General features: G+C 66.7%; 17 protein-coding genes. 10 read left to right on the forward strand and 7 right to left on the reverse strand.

The annotated features are described in order from the left end of the window. Positions 1 to 93: 93 nt before the first annotated feature. A complete protein-coding gene (gene dksA / locus ACP69Z_RS09110) occupies positions 94 to 555 on the forward strand; it encodes an RNA polymerase-binding protein DksA (protein ID WP_426267183.1) in 462 nt (153 codons plus the stop codon). A gap of 98 nt (positions 556 to 653) precedes the next feature. Here the strand turns inward: dksA and ACP69Z_RS09115 are convergent, their stop codons facing one another. Then, positions 654 to 818 carry a YdcH family protein gene (locus ACP69Z_RS09115; RefSeq protein ID WP_426267184.1) on the reverse strand — a complete coding sequence of 55 codons (165 nt, stop codon included), beginning with the start codon at positions 816 to 818 and terminating at the stop codon, positions 654 to 656. 156 nt (positions 819 to 974) lie between these two features. On the opposite strand from ACP69Z_RS09115, the gene ACP69Z_RS09120 reads away from it, so the two are divergent. The 4 genes from ACP69Z_RS09120 to ACP69Z_RS09135 all read left to right on the forward strand — a co-directional run bounded on the left by ACP69Z_RS09120 (position 975) and on the right by ACP69Z_RS09135 (position 3360). Further along, entirely contained in the window at positions 975 to 1172 is a 198-nt protein-coding gene (locus ACP69Z_RS09120) for a DUF465 domain-containing protein (RefSeq protein ID WP_426267185.1), read from the forward strand. Between the two features lie 102 nt (positions 1173 to 1274). After that, positions 1275 to 1772: a DUF1465 family protein gene (locus tag ACP69Z_RS09125; protein WP_426267186.1), complete on the forward strand. Its 498-nt coding sequence runs from the start codon at positions 1275 to 1277 to the stop codon at positions 1770 to 1772. Between the two features lie 17 nt (positions 1773 to 1789). Further along, a complete protein-coding gene (locus ACP69Z_RS09130) occupies positions 1790 to 2935 on the forward strand; it encodes an iron-containing alcohol dehydrogenase (RefSeq protein WP_426267187.1) in 1146 nt (381 codons plus the stop codon). Next, positions 2932 to 3360 (forward strand): acyl-CoA thioesterase, encoded by a 429-nt coding sequence (locus ACP69Z_RS09135; protein WP_426267188.1) that lies wholly within the window; start codon positions 2932 to 2934, stop codon positions 3358 to 3360. The genes ACP69Z_RS09130 and ACP69Z_RS09135 overlap by 4 nt, the downstream gene beginning before the upstream one ends. 4 nt (positions 3361 to 3364) lie before the next feature. Here the strand turns inward: ACP69Z_RS09135 and ACP69Z_RS09140 are convergent, their stop codons facing one another. Further along, a complete protein-coding gene (locus tag ACP69Z_RS09140) occupies positions 3365 to 4318 on the reverse strand; it encodes an NAD(P)H-dependent flavin oxidoreductase (RefSeq protein ID WP_426267189.1) in 954 nt (317 codons plus the stop codon). A 140-nt stretch (positions 4319 to 4458) separates the two neighbouring features. On the opposite strand from ACP69Z_RS09140, the gene ACP69Z_RS09145 reads away from it, so the two are divergent. Together ACP69Z_RS09145 and argH are read left to right on the forward strand one after the other, a co-directional pair. Next, on the forward strand, positions 4459 to 8331 hold the full coding sequence (locus ACP69Z_RS09145; RefSeq protein ID WP_426267190.1) for a PAS domain S-box protein: 3873 nt from the start codon (positions 4459 to 4461) through the stop codon (positions 8329 to 8331). A 44-nt stretch (positions 8332 to 8375) separates the two neighbouring features. Continuing rightward, positions 8376 to 9746, forward strand: a complete 1371-nt coding sequence (argH, locus tag ACP69Z_RS09150; RefSeq protein ID WP_426268077.1) for an argininosuccinate lyase — start codon at positions 8376 to 8378, stop codon at positions 9744 to 9746. On the opposite strand, the gene ACP69Z_RS09155 is transcribed toward argH, so the two are convergent. The 5 genes from ACP69Z_RS09155 to argC are packed head-to-tail and all read right to left on the reverse strand — an operon-like array spanning position 9732 to position 14933. After that, entirely contained in the window at positions 9732 to 10958 is a 1227-nt protein-coding gene (locus ACP69Z_RS09155; protein WP_426267191.1) for an argininosuccinate synthase, read from the reverse strand. The two genes, argH and ACP69Z_RS09155, sit on opposite strands and share 15 nt — an antisense overlap. Before the next feature lie 6 nt (positions 10959 to 10964). Continuing rightward, positions 10965 to 11825, reverse strand: a complete 861-nt coding sequence (locus ACP69Z_RS09160; protein ID WP_426267192.1) for an ornithine carbamoyltransferase — start codon at positions 11823 to 11825, stop codon at positions 10965 to 10967. After that, complete coding sequence (argB, locus tag ACP69Z_RS09165; protein ID WP_426267193.1) at positions 11822 to 12760, reverse strand: acetylglutamate kinase; 939 nt, start codon at positions 12758 to 12760, stop codon at positions 11822 to 11824. Before argB ends, ACP69Z_RS09160 begins: the two co-directional genes overlap by 4 nt. Then, positions 12757 to 13920, reverse strand: coding sequence for a bifunctional glutamate N-acetyltransferase/amino-acid acetyltransferase ArgJ (argJ, locus tag ACP69Z_RS09170; RefSeq protein WP_426267194.1), 1164 nt, complete (start codon positions 13918 to 13920; stop codon positions 12757 to 12759). Before argJ ends, argB begins: the two co-directional genes overlap by 4 nt. Further along, positions 13917 to 14933 (reverse strand): N-acetyl-gamma-glutamyl-phosphate reductase, encoded by a 1017-nt coding sequence (gene argC / locus ACP69Z_RS09175; protein WP_426267195.1) that lies wholly within the window; start codon positions 14931 to 14933, stop codon positions 13917 to 13919. The genes argJ and argC overlap by 4 nt, the downstream gene beginning before the upstream one ends. Before the next feature lie 57 nt (positions 14934 to 14990). On the opposite strand from argC, the gene ACP69Z_RS09180 reads away from it, so the two are divergent. The 3 genes from ACP69Z_RS09180 to ACP69Z_RS09190 are packed head-to-tail and all read left to right on the forward strand — an operon-like array spanning position 14991 to position 17905. Then, complete coding sequence (locus ACP69Z_RS09180; RefSeq protein WP_426267196.1) at positions 14991 to 15455, forward strand: arginine repressor; 465 nt, start codon at positions 14991 to 14993, stop codon at positions 15453 to 15455. Between the two features lie 25 nt (positions 15456 to 15480). Next, complete coding sequence (locus tag ACP69Z_RS09185) at positions 15481 to 16551, forward strand: polysaccharide pyruvyl transferase family protein (RefSeq protein ID WP_426267197.1); 1071 nt, start codon at positions 15481 to 15483, stop codon at positions 16549 to 16551. Further along, positions 16544 to 17905 carry a Coenzyme F420 hydrogenase/dehydrogenase, beta subunit C-terminal domain gene (locus ACP69Z_RS09190; RefSeq protein WP_426267198.1) on the forward strand — a complete coding sequence of 454 codons (1362 nt, stop codon included), beginning with the start codon at positions 16544 to 16546 and terminating at the stop codon, positions 17903 to 17905. Before ACP69Z_RS09185 ends, ACP69Z_RS09190 begins: the two co-directional genes overlap by 8 nt. Positions 17906 to 17922 lie beyond the last annotated feature (17 nt).

A 17922-nucleotide genomic window follows, 5' to 3' on the forward strand; every position in this document is an offset into this window, starting at 1 on the left:
GAGTCAGGGGCAAGCGGCGGGTGTGCTTTGGGTTGGTACCGGCGCGCCATGGTGACCATGCCGCCGGTCTCCGACCCACTTGGGGAGGGGAAGATGGCTACCGCACTCAGCGACGTCTACGACACACCGGAACCGTTCGATCGCATCATCCTCGCCGAAGGCTATCGCCCGAGCGACGAGGAAGAGTTCATGGGGCCGACCCAGCGGGCTTATTTCCTCGCCAAGCTGCGCGCCTGGAAGGAGGCGATTGTCGAGGAGAGCCGGGCAACCATGGCCCAGCTTCAGGTCGACACGCTGCGCGAACCTGATCTTGCCGACCGTGCATCAAGCGAAACCGATTGGGGGATCGAGCTTCGCACCCGGGACCGCCAGCGCAAGCTGATCGCCAAGATCGACGCTGCCATTCGCCGCCTGTATGCCGGCGAATATGGTTATTGCGAAGTGACCGGTGAACCGATCGGCCTTGGCCGTCTGGAAGCCCGCCCGATCGCGACCATGACCCTCGAGTCGCAGGAGCGACACGAGCGGATCGAGAAGGTCAGCCGCGACGACTGACCGGAGCGGCCGATGCCTCACCGCACGACGAGCGGGGTGGGCCGGGTCTCTGACTGGCACCTCCCCGCCGCGGCGCGACAGGGAGGCGAAGTGTCAGCTCAATGCACCGTCAGGCCGAGCATTTCGTCCTTGAGGCGGAGCTTTTCTTTCTTGAGTTGGTGAAGAAGGATGTCGTCGGGGTTGGGTCGCCGCTCTTCCTGGTCAATCTGTGACTGGATTGCGGCATGCTTTGATTCGAGTGCCTCGACGTGAGCCTTTTCCATCGTGCGTCATTCCCTTTCATTGGTGTGACAGCCACAAGAAGAAACCATGAAACCGCCCGTTTGTCCCGTCCAATTTGCGCGACCTGCCGCGCCGCTGCCGCAGTTTGCCGTGGAGCTGGTCACCAAGCGTTGGGGCTTTGGCGGTAACGGACGATCATGAACGACGACCAGCCTACCGCCCGTCTGCAGGCGCTTCGTGCCGAACACCGCATTCTCGACGCTGAAATCGCCGCGCGCGCTGCGGCCGGCGATGACGACATGTTGTCGCTGGCCCGGCTGAAAAAGCGCAAGCTGCGGCTCAAGGACGAGATCCAGCTGCTGCTCGATGCCTGCGTCCCGGACATCATCGCGTAACAGGCGCGTGCAGGTTCCCGCGTCTCGCATCGGGACGGCCGGGAGCCAGACGGCCGCAACGGCTTTCCTCTTCCGAGCCTCAGCCCCTATGGTGAGCCGCATATGAAGGACGTGTCGAACCCCGAAGCCACAGCCACCGGCAGCCGCATCACGCCGCGTCTGGTCGAAAGCCTTTATACGGAAGCGATGCTGCTGGCCGACGAGGCGCGGACCTATTTCGATACGGCGAGCAGGGCGGACCGCGACTCGCTCGATCCGTTCGTCCGGGTCGGCTTTGCCTGCGAATCGCTCAAGGTCACGACCAGGCTGATGCACATTATCGCCTGGCTGCTGACCCAGCGGGCGGTCGAGACGGGCGAACTCAGCGCCGCATCGGGCCGCCGACCCGAGCGTCGGCTCGGCCACGCGGGTGCAAGCGATGCGCAGGTGCTGGCGCAGCTGCCCGAGGCGGCCAAGGCACTGATCTCGTCGAGCATCGATCTTTACGAGCGGGTGCGGCGTCTCGACGAGGAGCAACTCAGCGACCAGCCGGTGCCAAGCCCCGCGCGCGCGCTGATGGGCCGGCTCGAGCGCGACCTCATCTGGAACGCTCCGCGCTGAGCCGCTACGGCTTGGACGTGACCCAAACGCAGATCCTCCACCCCGGCCCGCGGCTCCTGATGGGCCATGGCCGCACGCCGGAGCTTGCCGGCATCCTCCCCCATGGTCCGGTGCTGCTAGTCACCGATCAAGCAGTGCGGACGATGGGGCTGCTGGACCCGCTGCTGACCGAACTGGAACGCGAGCGCGAGGTCGTCCTGTTCGATGGCGTCGAGGCCGACCCCAGCCGCGCCACCCTGATGGCGGCGGTGGACGCGGGCCAAGCGGGCAGCGCCACTTCGGTCATTGGTTTCGGCGGCGGCAGCCCGATGGATGTGGCGAAGCTTGCCGCTTATCTTCTCGGCTCGGGCGACGATCTCGATGCCATCTGGGGCGTGGGCCTCGCCCGCGGCACGCGCCTGCCGCTTGCGCTCGTTCCCACCACTGCCGGCACCGGCTCCGAAGCGACGCCAGTGGCAATCATCACCGTTGAGGGCGCCGAGAAGCGCGGCGTCAACGCTGCGCCGTTGATCCCGGACCTCGCGGTGCTCGACGCGTCGCTGACCCTCGGCAAACCCAGGGCGTTGACCGCAGCGACCGGGATCGATGCCATGGTCCATGCCATCGAAGCCTACACCTCGGCCAAGGCGAAGAACCCGGTATCCGACATGCAGGCACGCGAGGGGCTGCGCTTGCTCTCGGCCAACCTCATCACCGCCTGCGAGGAGCCGGGCAACGTCGCGGCCCGCGAAGCGATGCTGATCGGCGCGCACCTCGCCGGCCTCGCTTTCGCCAATGCTCCGGTCGCGGGCGTCCATGCGCTGGCCTATCCGCTCGGCGGCATCCACCATCTGCCCCACGGGCTCAGCAACGCGCTGATGCTGCGGCCGGTGTTGTCGTTCAACGCCGAAGCGGCACGGCAGCCCTATGCCGAGTTGGCCGCGATCCTCGACCCTTCCGCCGCCGGGCTCGGTACCCAGGCTGCCGCCGCGCATTTGGTCGAACGGCTGGAGGAGCTGGTGCTGGCAAGCGGTCTCAAGCCGCGCCTGCGCGATCATGGCATCGCCCGGGAAGAAGCGCCGATGCTGGCGCGCGAGGCGATGAAGCAGACACGGCTGCTGGTGAACAATCCGGTGCCGATCAGCGAAGCCGATGCGCAGCGCCTCTATGAGGCCGCCTGGTGAGCCGCCCGGTAACGCCAAGGCGCACTCAGTTCAGCCGCTGGCACGGCATCACGCTGCGCTGGGCCGACAATGACGCCTACGGGCACGTCAACAACACCGTCTACTACCAGTGGTTCGACAGCGCGGTGAACGCGCTGCTGGTGGGCGAGCAGTTGCTCGACATCGTCGCCGGTGATCCCATTTGCCTGGTGGTCGGAACCTCCTGCAACTACTTCGCGCCGCTCAGTTTTCCGGGCGAGGTCGAGGTGGGGCTTGCGGTTGCCGAGCTTGGCCGGTCGAGTGTGCGTTACAACCTCGGCGTGTTCGCGAAGGGGGCGGAAGAAGCGGCCGCGGCCGGCACGTTCGTCCACGTTGCGGTGGATCGTGCTGGCCGGCGCCCGGTTCCTTGGCCGGATGCTTGGCGGCAAGTGCTGGAGCGGATTTGAGCGCTTAGGCGCAGATCCTGGCTCTCGCCGCGCGATATTCGTCGGCCCAACGCGCGATCAGCTCCGCGGCAGGCTGAACCCGGTCGATCGCGCCAATGCCCTGGCCCGACCCCCAGATGTCCTTCCACGCCTTGGCCCCGCTGCCGCCACCGAAGCTCATGGCCTCCGCGCTGCTCTCGGGGAGGTTGTCGGGGTCGAGCCCAGCCTTCTCGATCGAGGCGCGCAGGTAGTTGCCGTGGACCCCCGTGAAGAGGCTCGAATAAACGATGTCCTTGGCCGACCCGTCGACGATGCCTTGCTTGTAGTCGCCCTCCGCGCGCGCTTCGTCGGTCGCGATGAAGGGCGAGCCGACATACGCCACGTCCGCGCCCATCGCCTGCGCGGCCAGGATCGCGCCGCCGGTGGCGATCGAGCCGGAGAGGGCAAGCGGGCCGTCGAACCAGCGGCGGACTTCCTGGATCAGCGCAAAAGGCGACCATCGCCCGGCATGGCCGCCGGCACCCGCCGCCACCGCGATCAGGCCGTCCGCGCCTTTCTCGATCGCCTTGCGGGCGTAGCGGTCGTCGATGACGTCATGGAGCGTGATCCCGCCCCAGCCGTGCACGGCATGATTGAGCTCTTCCCGCGCGCCAAGCGAGGTGATGACGATCGGCACCTTCCACTTGGCGCAGGTCACCATATCCTGTTCGAACCGCGTGTTGGAGCGATGCACGATCTGATTGACCGCGAACGGCGCGGCAGGGGCGTCGGGGTGGGCGCGATCATGCTCGGCAAGCGCTTCGCTGATCTCGTGCAGCCATTCGTCGAGCTGGGCTTGGGGCCGGGCGTTCAGGGCCGGGAAGCTGCCGACCACGCCTGCCTTGCACTGCGCGATCACCAGTGCCGGATTGGAAACGATGAACAAGGGAGCCCCGATTACCGGCAGTCGAAGAGTATCGAAAACACGCGGCAATGACATGGAAACCCCCGGCTGATCAGCAGTGGCATTCAGCGCTAGGTCCGGCACCGGAATGGCGCAAGCCCCAGCCCTTCGGCCCGTTTGCAAAGCCTTCAGCCGCTCGTCTATGACGTCACAGTGCCCGGAAAGACGATGGTAGCATGGATGCGTTGACCAGCCGCGGGCCTGACCAGCTTCCGCCTTCCTTGTGGCGCGACCTCGCCGAATTGTTGCCGCAGCTTGCCTGGGTGACCGACCGGGACGGCCAAGCCGTCTGGTTCAACAAGCGTGCGCTTGATTACCTCGGGCTTTCGCTCGATCAGATGGTCGGAACCGGATGGACCAGCGCGATCCATCCCGACGCCCTTCCCGTGGTCGCTGCCGCCTGGCAAAGTTCCGTCGCAACGGGGACCAGCTACGAATGCCATTATCCGCTCCGCCAGCATGACGGCCTCTACCGTGAGTTTCTGGCCCGCGCCGAGCCGCACCGGGGGGCCAATGGCGAGATCGACTATTGGTTCGGCACCAGCACCGACGTCACCGATGAACGCGCCGCGCAGGAGAAGGCGCGCGCCGCCGCCGAAGAGATCGAGACGATCTACGCCACGGCGCCGATCGGGCTGACCGTGCTCGACAAGGACCTCCGCTATGTCCGCATCAACGAACGGATGGCGGAGATTAACGGCATCGCCGCCGCCGATCATCTCGGCAAGTCGGTGCGCGAACTGCTCCCCGGCCTCGCCGACCAGGCCGAAAGCGCGCTTCGCCGGGTGTTCGCGGGCGAGGAGATCATCGGCCTTGAGCTGAACGGCGAAACGCCGGCCGCGCCCGGCGTTGTTCGGACCTGGCGCGAGAACTGGTTGCCGGTCCGCTCGGTCGGCGGCGAGATCACCTCCGTCGCTATCTCGGCCGAAGAAGTGACGTCGCAGAAGGCGGCCGAAGTCGCCCTGGAGCGCTCGGAAGCGCAGTTCCGAACGCTTGCCGAAGCGCTTCCCGGCATGCTGTTCATCACCAATTCCCGCGGCGAGAACAGCTACGTCAATGAGACCTTTGCCACCTTCTCCGGCCGCCCGAAGGAGGAACTGCTCGGCAAGGGGTGGACCGATCTGCTGCACCCCGATGACCGGGAGCGGACTTGGATCGCCTGGAACTCCGCCAAGGTCGAAGGCAAGCCCTACGAAGTTGAATATCGCTTGCGCAGCCACACCGGCGAATATCGCTGGATTGCCGCCCGCGCGCTCAAGATCCCGGCAGTGGAAAGCGATGGCCGCGACATGTGGGTCGGCACCTGCATCGACGTCCATGCCAACAAGGTGGCCGAGCAGGAGCTGCGCGAAAGCGAAGCGCGGGTCCGGGTTGCTACCGAACATGCGGAAGTCGGCTTCTGGGACGTGGACCTCGTCAACGATGTCCTGATCTGGCCGCCAGTGGTGAAGGGGATGTTCGGGATCTCGCCGGATGAGCCCGTCACCATGCAGGACTTCTACGACGGTCTTTACCCCGATGATCGCGAGCGCACCTCGGCCGCCTTTGCGGCGGCGGCCGATCCCGAACAGCGCGCGCTGTATGACGTCGACTATCGTACGGTCGGCCGGGAAGATGGCGTCGTGCGTTGGATCGCCGCCAAGGGCCGCGGCCTGTTCGACGACAACGGCCGCTGTGTTCGCGTGCTCGGCACCGCGATCGATATCACCGGCCGCAAGCAGATCGAGGAGGCTGTACGGCTCAGCGAGGAACGTTACCGGGCGCTGTTCAACTCGATGGAGCAGGGCTTCTGCACCATTCAGGTCAGCTTTGGTGAAGACGGTCGACCGTCGGATTATCGCTTCACCGAACTCAATCCCGCCTTCACCCGGCACACCGGACTGCCGCCCGAGGTGCTGAACCGCTCCGTCCGTGAGGCCGTGCCGGGGCTCGAGGAAAGCTGGTTCAACCGCTATGGCGAAGTGGCCCGTACTGGCGAACATCTGCGCTTCGTCGACCATGCCGAGCCGCTCGGCCGCTGGTTCGAGGTCTATGCCTTTCCGATCGGCGAGCGGGCCGACAACACCGCTGCTATCCTGTTCACCGACGTCACGGAGCGCGTCGAGCAGGAAGAAGCGCTTCGCCGCAGCGAGCATGAGATGCGGCTCCGCCTCAACGCCATTCCGCAGATGGTCTGGTCGACCCTGCCGGACGGCTATCACGATTTCTACAACGACCGCTGGTACGAGTTCACCGGCACGCCGCTCGGCTCCACCGATGGGAAAGGGTGGAACGGCATGTTCCATCCCGAAGACCAGGCGCAGGCCTGGGCGCGTTGGAAGCAGTCGCTGGCGACCGGTCAGCCCTACGAAATCGAATACCGCCTTCGCCATCATACCGGCACTTATCGCTGGGTGCTCGGCCGAGCGCTTCCGATCCGCAACGAAGCGGGTGAGATCGTTCGCTGGATGGGCACCTGCACCGACATCGACGACCGGATCGAAGCCGACCGCGCGTTGAAGGCCAGCGAAGCGCGCCTGCGCGCCATCTTCGAAGCGGTGCCGGTCGGCCTGATGTTCTCCGATGCCGACGGGCGGCTAACGGGAAGCAATCACCAGATCCTCGAGTTTTTGGGCCACGATCTCGTTCCCATTTCCGCAGTCAGCACCTACCGCGATGATTATGTCGCGTTTCACGGCGACGGATCGCGGGTCGAGAGCGAGGAATATCCGCTTGCCCGCGCGCTTGCAGGCGAAGAACGGCCCGAACTCGAATGCCAGGTCCAACGCGGCGACGGCACCTTGCGTTGGCTACGGTACGTCGCGGCACCGATCCGAGAGACGGACGGCACGATCACCGGCGGTGTCGTCGCTTCCATCGACGTCGACCGCGAACGACGCCTGACCGAGAGCCTGGAGCGCGAGGTCGAAAAGGTCATCGCCGAACGCGAAGCCGCGCAGGACGCGCTGCGGCAGAGCCAGAAGCTGGAAGCGATGGGCCAACTGACCGGCGGCGTCGCGCATGACTTCAACAACCTTCTGACACCGATCATCGGCAGCCTCGACCTTCTCCAGCGCAAGCAGATCCTCGATGCCCGCACCGGCCGCCTCGTCGAGGGGGCGCTGGCCTCGGCCGAGAAGGCCCGGGTGCTGGTTCAGCGGCTGCTTGCCTTCGCCCGCCGGCAACCGCTGAAGCCGCAGGCGATCGACCTCAGGCGCGTCGTTTCCGAGATGAGCGAGCTGGTCGATTCGACTTCGGGCCCGCGAATCCGGGTTGTGACCGACCTTCCCGAAAGCCTTCCCGCGGCGCTGGCCGATGGAAATCAGCTCGAGATGGCGCTCCTCAACCTCAGCGTGAACGCGCGCGACGCCATGCCCGAAGGCGGCACGCTCAGCATCGCTGCGCGAAGCGAGGGGGAGGGAGCAGGCGCCAAGCTTGGCCTGCCGCGCCAACCGCACGTCGTTCTTTCGGTCAGCGATACCGGCACCGGCATGGACGAGGCGACCCGCCGCCGCGCAATCGAGCCTTTCTTCTCGACCAAGGGTCTTGGCAAGGGAACCGGCCTTGGACTGTCGATGGTGCACGGTCTTGCCGCGCAGCTTGGCGGCGCGCTCGATATCCGCTCGGCGCTTGGTATGGGCACCACCATCGAACTGTGGCTTCCGCTCGCCGGCGAAGCCGCCAGCAGCAGTGTCCGGAGCGAAGGCGAGCCTGACGCACAGGGCGCCGGCACCATCCTGCTGGTGGATGACGAGGAACTGGTGCGCGACTCCACCGCGGGGATGCTGGCGGATTTGGGCTACCGGGTCGTCGAAGCCGATTGCGGCGAAGCGGCATTGGCCCTTGTCGCCGATGGATTGCGCCCAAGCTTGCTGGTCACCGATCAGTTGATGCCAGGGCTGAGCGGCACCGACCTTGCCGTTCGCCTGCGTGAGGCATTTCCGGCCCTGCCGGTGCTGGTGGTGTCGGGCTATGCCGATCTGGCAAGCCTGTCGCCCTCGTTCCCGCACCTCAGCAAGCCATTTCGCCAGGCCGAGCTTGCCGCCGCGCTGGAGAAGGTGACGGCGTGAAGCCGAGCCCTTATGAGCCGCTGCCCATGAGCCAAGGCAACAAGATGTGGGGCGGGCGGTTCGCCGCCGGCCCGTCCGAGATCATGCAGACAATCAACGCGTCGCTCCCCGTCGATCGGCGGATGTGGCGCGAGGACCTCGCCGGATCGCGCGCCCACGCCGCGATGTTGCGCGACAAAGGGATCATCGGGGCTGAGGACGCCGCAGCGATCCTTGCCGGGCTCGACACGGTGGAAGCCGAGTTCGAGGCGAACGGCCCGCCTACCGACCTTGCGCTGGAGGACATCCACATGGCGGTGGAAAGCCGCCTGTCCGAACTGATCGGTCCTGCCGCCGGCCGCCTCCACACCGCCCGCTCGCGCAACGACCAGGTCGCGACCGACTTCCGCCTCTGGGTCCGCGCTGCCTGCCGGGACGCTGCCGAGGCGATCGTCGACTTGCAATCGGTGCTGATCGCCCGCGCCGAAGAGCATGCGGAGACCATCATGCCCGGCTTTACCCACCTCCAGGTCGCGCAGCCGGTCACGCTAGGACACCACCTCCTCGCCTATGTGGAGATGCTGCAACGCGACGTGTCGCGCTTCTTCGCAGCCGACGAGCGGGCGGGGGAGTGCCCGCTTGGCGCCGCCGCGCTGGCCGGCACCGGCTTCCCGATCGACCGCGAGGCGACCGCCGCCGCATTGGGCTTCGACCGGCCGACCGCCAACAGCCTCGACAGTGTGTCGGATCGCGACTTCGCGCTCGATTATCTAGCCGCCGCGACCCAGTGCAGCCTGCACCTGTCGCGGCTTGCCGAGGAGCTGATCAACTGGGCAAGCCCGCCGTTCGGTTTTGTCCAGCTCAGCGACCAATGGTCGACCGGAAGCTCGATCATGCCGCAGAAGCGTAATCCCGACGCGGCCGAACTGGTACGCGGCCATTCGGGACGGATCGTCGGCCTGTTTACCGGCCTGATGATCACCATGAAGGGCCTGCCGCTGGCTTATTCAAAGGACATGCAGGACGACAAGGCGCCGACCTTCGAGGCGCACGACCTGCTGGCGCTCAGCCTCGCCGCGCTGGCGGGCAGCGCCGAGAGCGCTACCTTCAAGCCGGCCCGGATGCGCGAAGTCGCGGCGCAGGGGTTCGCCACCGCCACCGATCTTGCCGATTGGCTGGTCCGCGAGGCCGGCGTGCCGTTCCGCGAGGCGCATCACATTACCGGGCGCGCGGTGAAGGCGGCGGAGGACGCTGGCTCCGATCTCGCCGACCTGTCGCTCGACACGTTGCAGGGCATCGACGCCCGCATCGACAGCAACGTCTACGACGTGCTCAGCGTCGAAGCCTCGGTGAACAGCCGGACCAGCCACGGCGGCACCGCGCCGGTCCGGGTTCGAGAGCAGGTCGCGCGGTGGAAGGACCTACTGGATCTGTAGCTTTTTCTTGCGCTGCGCCGCGATCCGCAGCCGCAGCGCGTTCAGGCGAATGAACCCCGCCGCGTCGCGCTGGTCGTAGGAGCCAGAGCCTTCCTCGAAGGTCACCAGATCCTCGTCGTAGAGCGAGTAAGCACTCTCCCGGCCGATCACGGTGGCGTTGCCCTTGTAGAGCTTCATGCGCACGCGGCCCGAGACCATCTCCTGGCTCTGATCGATCAGCGCCTGCAGCATCTCGCGCTCGGGAGCGAACCAGAAGCCGTTGTAGATGAGACTCGCATAACGCGGCATGAGCGAATCCTTGAGATGCATTGCCCCGCCGTCGAGCGTAATGCTCTCGATCCCGCGGTGCGCGGCGAGCAGGATGGTCCCGCCCGGCGTCTCGTAGACCCCGCGGCTCTTCATGCCGACGAAGCGGTTCTCGACCAGATCGAGGCGGCCGATCCCATTGTCGCGGCCAAGCTCGTTCAGCCGGGTCAGCAGCGCGGCAGGCGACAGCGCCACCCCGTCGATCGCGACCGGATCGCCCTTCTCGAAATCGATGGTGATCTCGGTCGGCGCGTCGGGCGCATCCTCGGGCGAGATGGTGCGCTGATGGACGTATTCCGGCGCTTCGACGCTCGGGTCTTCCAGCACCTTACCCTCGCTCGACGAGTGAAGAAGATTGGCATCGATCGAGAAGGGGCTTTCGCCGCGCTTGTCCTTGGCGATGGGGATCTGGTTCTTCTCGGCGAAGTCGATCAACTGCTCGCGGCTGGCGAACTCCCACTCGCGCCACGGGGCGATGACCCGGATGTCGGGCTCCAGCGCATAATAGCCGAGTTCGAAGCGGACCTGGTCGTTGCCCTTGCCGGTGGCACCGTGACACACGGCATCGGCCCCGACCGCGCGGGCGATCTCGATCTGGCGCTTGGCGATCAGCGGCCGGGCGATCGAGGTGCCGAGCAAGTATTGGCCCTCGTACAGCGTATTGGCGCGGAACATCGGAAAGACGAAGTCGCGGACGAATTCTTCCTGCACGTCTTCGATGAAGATGTTCTCGGGCTTCACGCCGAGCAGCTCGGCCTTCTTGCGCGCCGGCTCGACCTCTTCTCCCTGGCCGAGGTCGGCGGTGAAGGTGACCACCTCCGCATCATATTCGGTCTGCAGCCACTTCAGAATGATGGAGGTGTCGAGCCCGCCCGAATAAGCGAGTACGACCTTGAGCTTAGCCATGTTTCTTCAGTCCTGCTGCAAAAGCCACATCAGCGCGCCGCGCGCCGTGTGCATCCGGTTCTCGGCCTGGCGCCAGATCGCGCTCCTCGGCCCGTCGATCACACCCGCCGTCACTTCCTCGCCGCGGCGGGCAGGGAGGCAGTGGAGGAACCAGGCTTCAGGCGCGCGTGCCATCAATGCTTCGTCGACCTGATAGGCGGCAAGGTCGGTCATCCGCCGCTCGGTCTCGCTGTCCTGGCCCATCGACACGAACACATCGCTGTAGACGACGTCCGCGCCGGCCACCGCCGCTCCATCGGCGGTCTGAATGACGCCGGCGGGCGCGTCCGACAGCTGATAGCCTTCGGGTGCGATGATGGTCAGTTCGGCACCCAGCGCCGCGCAACCCTGTGCCAGGCTGCGCGCGACATTGTTGTCGCCGTCCCCGACATAAGCCACCTTCACTCCCTCGATCCGGCCGCACAGCTGACGGATGGTGAGGAGATCGGCGAGGCCCTGCAGCGGATGGTCGGTGCCGGACAGCATATTGATGACCGGAATCGGGCTTGCCGCCGCCAGTGCCTGCAGCAGGCCGTGGTCGAACACCCGCGCGCAGATCACGCCGTGATAGCAGGCCAGCGTTCGCGCGACGTCCTCGACGCTTTCGCGCGTACCGATGCCGAGCTCGCCCTGCGTCAGGTAGATCGGATGCCCGCCGAGCTGGTGCACCGCTAACTCCATCGAGTTGCGGGTCCGGGCGCTCGGCTTTTCGAAGTAAAGCGCAGCGCCCTTGCCCGCCAGCAGCGGGGCAGGGGGCGCTTCGGCCAGCGTCAGCATGGCTGCGATGTCAGCGCTCGAGACATCGGCAAGCGTCAGGAGATGCCTCACCAGTTCGCCTCCGCCCGGATCATGGTGCCGATGCCGTGCCGCGTCAGCAGCTCGATCAGCAGCGCGTGCGGCACCCGGCCGTCGATGATGTGCGCATAAGGTACGCCGCCCTCCACCGCCTCGAGGCAGGCGGTAAGCTTCGGGATCATCCCCCCGCCGACGCTGTCATGCGCGATCCGCTCGCGCAGCTCGGCGGCAGTCAGGCGCGGAACCAGGCTGGTCTCATCCTTGGCGTCCTCCAGCAGGCCCGGCGCCGCAGTCAGATAGACGATCTTCTCCGCGCCCATGGCAATGGCGATTGCCTTGGCCGCTTCGTCGGCATTGACGTTGAACGGCTGCCCGCTCTCGTCCGCACCGATGGTAGAGACGACGGGCACCATTCCGCCGTCGAGCAGATTGAGCAGGTGCTGGGCGCGCACTTGGGTCACGTCACCGACGTAACCCAGCGCCGACGACCGCTGCGCAACCCGCAGGAGCCCGGCATCCTCGCCCGACACGCCGAGCGCCACCGGCTCCGCACCGGCCTCGCCGTTGATGGTCGCGACCAGATCGCGGTTGATCTTGCCGACCAGCACCATGCGGACGATTTCCAGCGTCTCGGCATCGGTGACGCGCAGCCCGTCGCGGAACTCCGGTTGCTTGCCGACCCGGCGCAGCATCGCATCCACCTGAGGGCCGCCGCCATGCACCAGCACGCAGCGCACCCCGACCGAGCGGAGCAGCAGCACATCCTGCGCCAACGCGCGGTCACTCTCGGGATCGATCGCGGCGCCGCCAAGCTTCACCACCACCGACTTGCCGGCGAACTGCTGGATGTAGGGCAGGGCCTCGACCAGTATCTCGGCCGTGGTGGACGGGGTCAGCAGGCTCTTGGCCAGGCCGTCGCCGTGGGTCGACGCCGTTGCGGGCACGTCGAGGGACAGGATTTCGCTCATGACGTCACGCTATTCTCTTTGATGTAGCCGGGGCCAAGATCGACCCCGATCACCCGCGCTTCGCCGCTGCCGGCGCCGAGATGGACCTCGATGCGGAACTCCTGCCCCAGCATATGCTCGGTCAGCGCCTGCGCGTCATGGGCGCAGTTGGTGCCGCCCTCAGCCACCTTGATCCCCCCGTAGCTGACAAAGCTCCCCTCGACGTCCAGCGCCACCCCGGCCGAGCCCGCTGCCGCCAGCAGCCGGCCCCAGTAAGGATCGGCGCCATACCAGCTGCATTTCACGAGGTTGTTCTCGGCGATGTTCTTGGCCGCGATCCGCGCTTCGGCATCGCTCGCCGCGCCGGTGACGTGCAGGTGCGCGAGGCGGGTCATGCCCTCGGCATCATGCGCCATCTTGAGCGTCAACTGGCGGCAGGCTTCCTCCACCGCCCGGCCGAATCCGTCGAGATCGCTCGGCGCGCCCTTGCGCCCGCTGGCGAACAGCATCGCCGTATCGTTGGTCGAGGTCGCACCATCGACGTTGAGCGTGTTGAAGGTCGCGTCGCTCGCCGTCTTCAGCATCGCCTGCAGCGTGTCGCGCGGCACGTCGGCGTCGGTGGTCAGGAACGCCAGCATGGTCGCCATGTTCGGCGCGATCATCCCGCAGCCTTTGGCCATGCCGCCGATGGTCCAGCCATCGCCCTGCACGACCACTTCCTTGGCGACATGGTCAGTAGTGAGAATGCCCTTGGCCGCCTCGGCATCGCCCTTAACCGACAATGCACCGCCAAGCTTGGGGATCGCCGGCAGGATCACGTCCATCGGCAACGGCGTTCCGATGATGCCGGTCGAGCAGACCAGCACTCCCGCAGCGTCGATGCCCAGCGCCTGCGCGGTCGCGACACCCATCGCCCGAGCATCGTCGAGGCCCGCGGCGCCCGTGCCAGCATTGGCATTGCCGCTGTTGACCACCACCGCCGCCGCCTTGCCGCCATTGGCTTGCAACAGGTCGCGGTCGAGCGTCACCGGTGGCGCACAGAACTTGTTCTGGGTGAACACTGCGGCGCAGGTGACGGGCTGCCGGTCCTCGGTCGCCAGCAGCGCCATGTCGGGCCGCGACTTCTTGATCCCGGCATGGAGCCCGGCAGCGACGAAGCCCTCTGGTGCGGTAACGCTCATGGAAACACTCCCTCGGCCGACAGGCCCGCGGCCTCGTCCAGCCCGAACATCAGATTGGCGCACTGGACCATCTGCCCGGCCGCGCCTTTGCCAAGATTGTCGATCGCGCCAAGCGCCAGCACGCGCTTGGTCCGAGCGTCGTAGCGCGCCGTCACCACCGCGCCATTGCTGCCCGACACCCACTTGGTCGCCGGCGGATCGTCGCTGACCCGCACGAACGGCTCGTCGGCGTAAGCGGCGCGCAGAACCTGCAAGGGTTCGTCCGCGGCCATCTCCCGCGCCGCGGTGGCATAGCAGGTCGCAAGGATGCCCCGCGTCATCGGCGCGAGGTGCGGCGTGAACAGCACCGTCGCGCCCAGCGCCTGCTCCATCTCGGCGGTGTGGCGGTGATTGAGCAGGCCGTAGGCCGCGAAGCTGCCGTCGACGGAGTTGAAGGCCGTACCCTCCTTCACCGCCCGGCCCGCGCCGCTGACCCCGCTTGCTGCATCGACGATGAGGCTCTCTGGATCGACCAGCCCGGCATCGACCAGCGGCTTCAGCGCCAGGATCGTCGCCGTCGGATAGCAGCCCGCCGCTGCCACCGCCTGGGCACCGCGGATTGCATCTCGGTGCAGTTCAGGGATGCCGTAGACGAAGCGATCGAGCAGATGCGGCGCTTGATGCGCTTCACCATACCAGGTTGCATAATCTTGCGGATCATGCAGCCGGAAGTCGGCGCCGAGATCGACCAGCTTGGCCCCGCTATTGAGGATCGCCTCGGCCCACTTCTGGCTTTCGCCATGGGGGAGGGCAGCGAACACGAGGTCGATCCCGTCAAGCGCCTCGGGCGTGAACCGCTCGACCTCCAGCGCCGCTGGCGGCCCGCCGATATGCGGATGCACGGCGCCGAGCTTCTGCCCAGCCTTGCTGTCCCCGAACAGGCACGTCGCCTCGATCCCGGGGTGACGGGCAAGAAGCCGAAGCAGTTCGCCGCCGACATAGCCGGAGGCTCCAAGGATGGCGGATCGAATCATGGGAGGGCGCCTATGGTCGCGTTTGCATCATTATGCAAGCTAATGCATAGGCGCTGCATGACCGACAGCCGCAATCGCCGCCTCGCAACCTTGTCCGACCTGCTCCGACGCCTCAGCCTGACCCGCCAGGACGAGTTGGTGGCCGCTCTGCGCGACGCGGGGCATGAGGTGACGCAAGCCACTGTCAGCCGCGATCTCGAGCAGCTTGGCGCAGTCAAAATCCGCCGCGGCGGCGAAACGCGCTACACCTTGCCCGATCAATGGAGCGTGGTGCCCGCCAACGAGATGCGCCTGCGCTCGCTCTTTGCCGAATGGGTTCGCAGCGCCGAGCCTGCGGGCGGCCTGGTGGTCCTGAAGACGCCGCCGGGCTCGGCGCACATGGTCGGCGTCGCGATCGACGCCAGTCCGCCGGCGGCGGTCGTTGGCACCATCAGCGGCGACGATACCCTGTTCATCGCCTGCCGCTCGGCCACCGATGCAGCGGCGCTCGCGCAAGAATGGCAAGGCTGGCTCGGAACCTGAGCGCGCTCCCGAGGCTTTGGGGGCCATGAGCGGCCCACGCATCGGCATCCTGACCTTCCACAAATGCATCAACTACGGTTCCTACTGGCAGGCGCGGTGCTTGGCGGAAGGCTTGTCGGCGAACGGTGAGGCCAAGGTCGAATTGCTCGACCATCACTGCCCATCGGTGCGCCGGGCCGAGCTTCGCTGCGCGCTTGAGCCGACGCTTCCCGAACGGACCCCGCGCGAGCATCGTTCCGCCTACAAGTCCAAGACCCGTACCTTCGAGGACGCCTTTGCTTCCATGCCCCTGTCGGCGCCCTTCTCCCTTTACGACGGGGCCGCGGCAGGGGCGTTTGACGCGGTAGTGGTCGGGTCCGATGAGGTGTGGAACCTTGCTCACCCCTGGTATGGCCACAAGCCGTTGTTCTGGGGCGAAGGCATCGCGACCGACCGCCTGATCTCCTATGCGGCAAGCTTCGGCAACTACGACGCCGCCCGCGGGCTGGACGACTTCTGGATAGACAAGCTTGCTGATTTCTCGGCTATTTCCGTGCGCGATGACAACAGCAGCCAGATCGTCGAGCGGGCGCTGGGACGAAAACCGGCGCTGGTGCTCGATCCCTGCCTTCAGTTTGCGGACCGCATCCCGCGGGTGCCCGCCCCTGAAGAGCGGCCATACGCCTTGCTCTACGGTCATGGCTTTCCCAATTGGCTCGGCCCTATGGCACAGCGTTGGGCGCGCGAGCAGGGCCTTGTCCTTCGCAGCATCGGCTACGGCAACGACTACGCCGACGAGTGGTGGATCGAGGCCGGGCCGATTGAGTTCGCCAACGCCATGGCCGGGGCGGCGGCGGTGATCACCAACTTCTTCCACGGCTGCGTGTTCGCGCTGACGATGGACAAGCCGTTCGTCGCCTGCGTCACGCCCTACCGCCTCAACAAGGTCCGCGACCTCACCGCCAAGCTGGGCGCCGAGCGCCACCTCCTGCGCGACAAGCCCACCGAGGCCGCCTTCGCCGCGCTCCTCGCCGAACCTCCCGCGGAGCAGGTCCATCGCCGGATCGTGGAACTGCGCGGCCAGTCACAGGCCTTTCTCGATGCCGCGCTTGGCTGAGTTCTCCCCGGCAGAGATCGTCCGCTCCGACCTTTGCATCGGCTGCGGGGCCTGCACCCTGACCGCGAACGACAGCGCCATGCGCTGGGACCGCGACGGCTTCCGCAAACCGGCCGGCCCCTTCGCTGCCCGCCGGAGCGAGGCGGTTGCCAAGCGTTGCCCAATGAGCCCCGCTGCCGAGAGCGAGGACGTCATCGCCGCGTCGCTCTACCCCGCGGCGCCCGACCCGCATCTTGGGCGAACCCTCGCCAGCTATATCGGCCATGTCGAAGAGGAGGAATGGCGCGCCAACGGCAGCTCTGGAGGCCTGACCTCCTGGGTAGCGGCTGAGCTGCTCCGCACCGGCGAAGTCGACGCGGTTGCCCATGTCGCGCCTGAACCTGTCACCGAGACCGGCCGCTTCTTCGGTTACCGGCTGTCGCGCAGCACCGACGAACTCAAGGCTGGCGCCCAGTCGCGCTATTATCCCGTCGACCTTGCCGCGGTGTTGAAGGAGATCGCTGCGACACCCGGACGCTATGCGGTTATCGGCGTGCCCTGCTTCATCAAGGCGGTGCATCTCGCCCGCCGCGCCGATCCGGTTCTTGCCGAGCGGATCACCCACACCCTCGGCCTGTTCTGCGGCCACCAGAAAAGCGCGCACCTCGTCGACAGCTTCGCACTCCAGCTGCACGCGCCCATGCGCGATGTTCGCGCGGTCGATTATCGCAAGAAGGACGCTGGCCGCCCGGCCAACTGGTATCGCGCCGATCTGTCGCTTGCCGATGGCAGCCACCGCGCACAAGATTGGATGCACCTCGCCGACGGAGATTGGGGCGCTGGCTTCTGGCAGAACCCGGCCTGCGACTGGTGCGACGATGTGGTGGCGGAAACCGCCGACATCAGCTTTGGCGATGCCTGGATCGAACCGCACAGCTCGGATGGCCGCGGTACCAACGTCGCCTCGGTCCGCAGCCCGGCGCTTCATGCCCTGATCGAGCAAGCACGGGCAGGGGGCAGGCTCGCGCTTGCGCCCACTACGGCCGAGATCGTGGTCCAGACACAAGCCGCCGGCTTCCGTCACCGCCGCCAGGGGCTCGCCTATCGGCTGACCTGGCACAAGCGAGGGTTGCGGCCGATCAAGCGCGTGCGCCCCTCCGCCGCCCTGCCACTCCGCCGCAAGGCGATCTATCGCCTGCGCCGCTTCATCACCCGCGCCAGCCACCGGCTATTCGCGCTAAGCTCCGCGACCGGCCGGCCGAACCTCTACGTTCGCTGGGCACGGCCGACGCTAAAGCTTTACCAAGCTCTAGCTTGGGGCGCAGGCCCGCTCGGCCGCTGGCTCGACAAAGTATCCCCGCGCGCAAAGGCCTGACGCCGCTGGCGCTTCGC

It is taken from the genome of Sphingomonas sp. LHG3443-2 (assembly GCF_049896405.1).
Lineage (GTDB): Bacteria > Pseudomonadota > Alphaproteobacteria > Sphingomonadales > Sphingomonadaceae > Sphingomicrobium.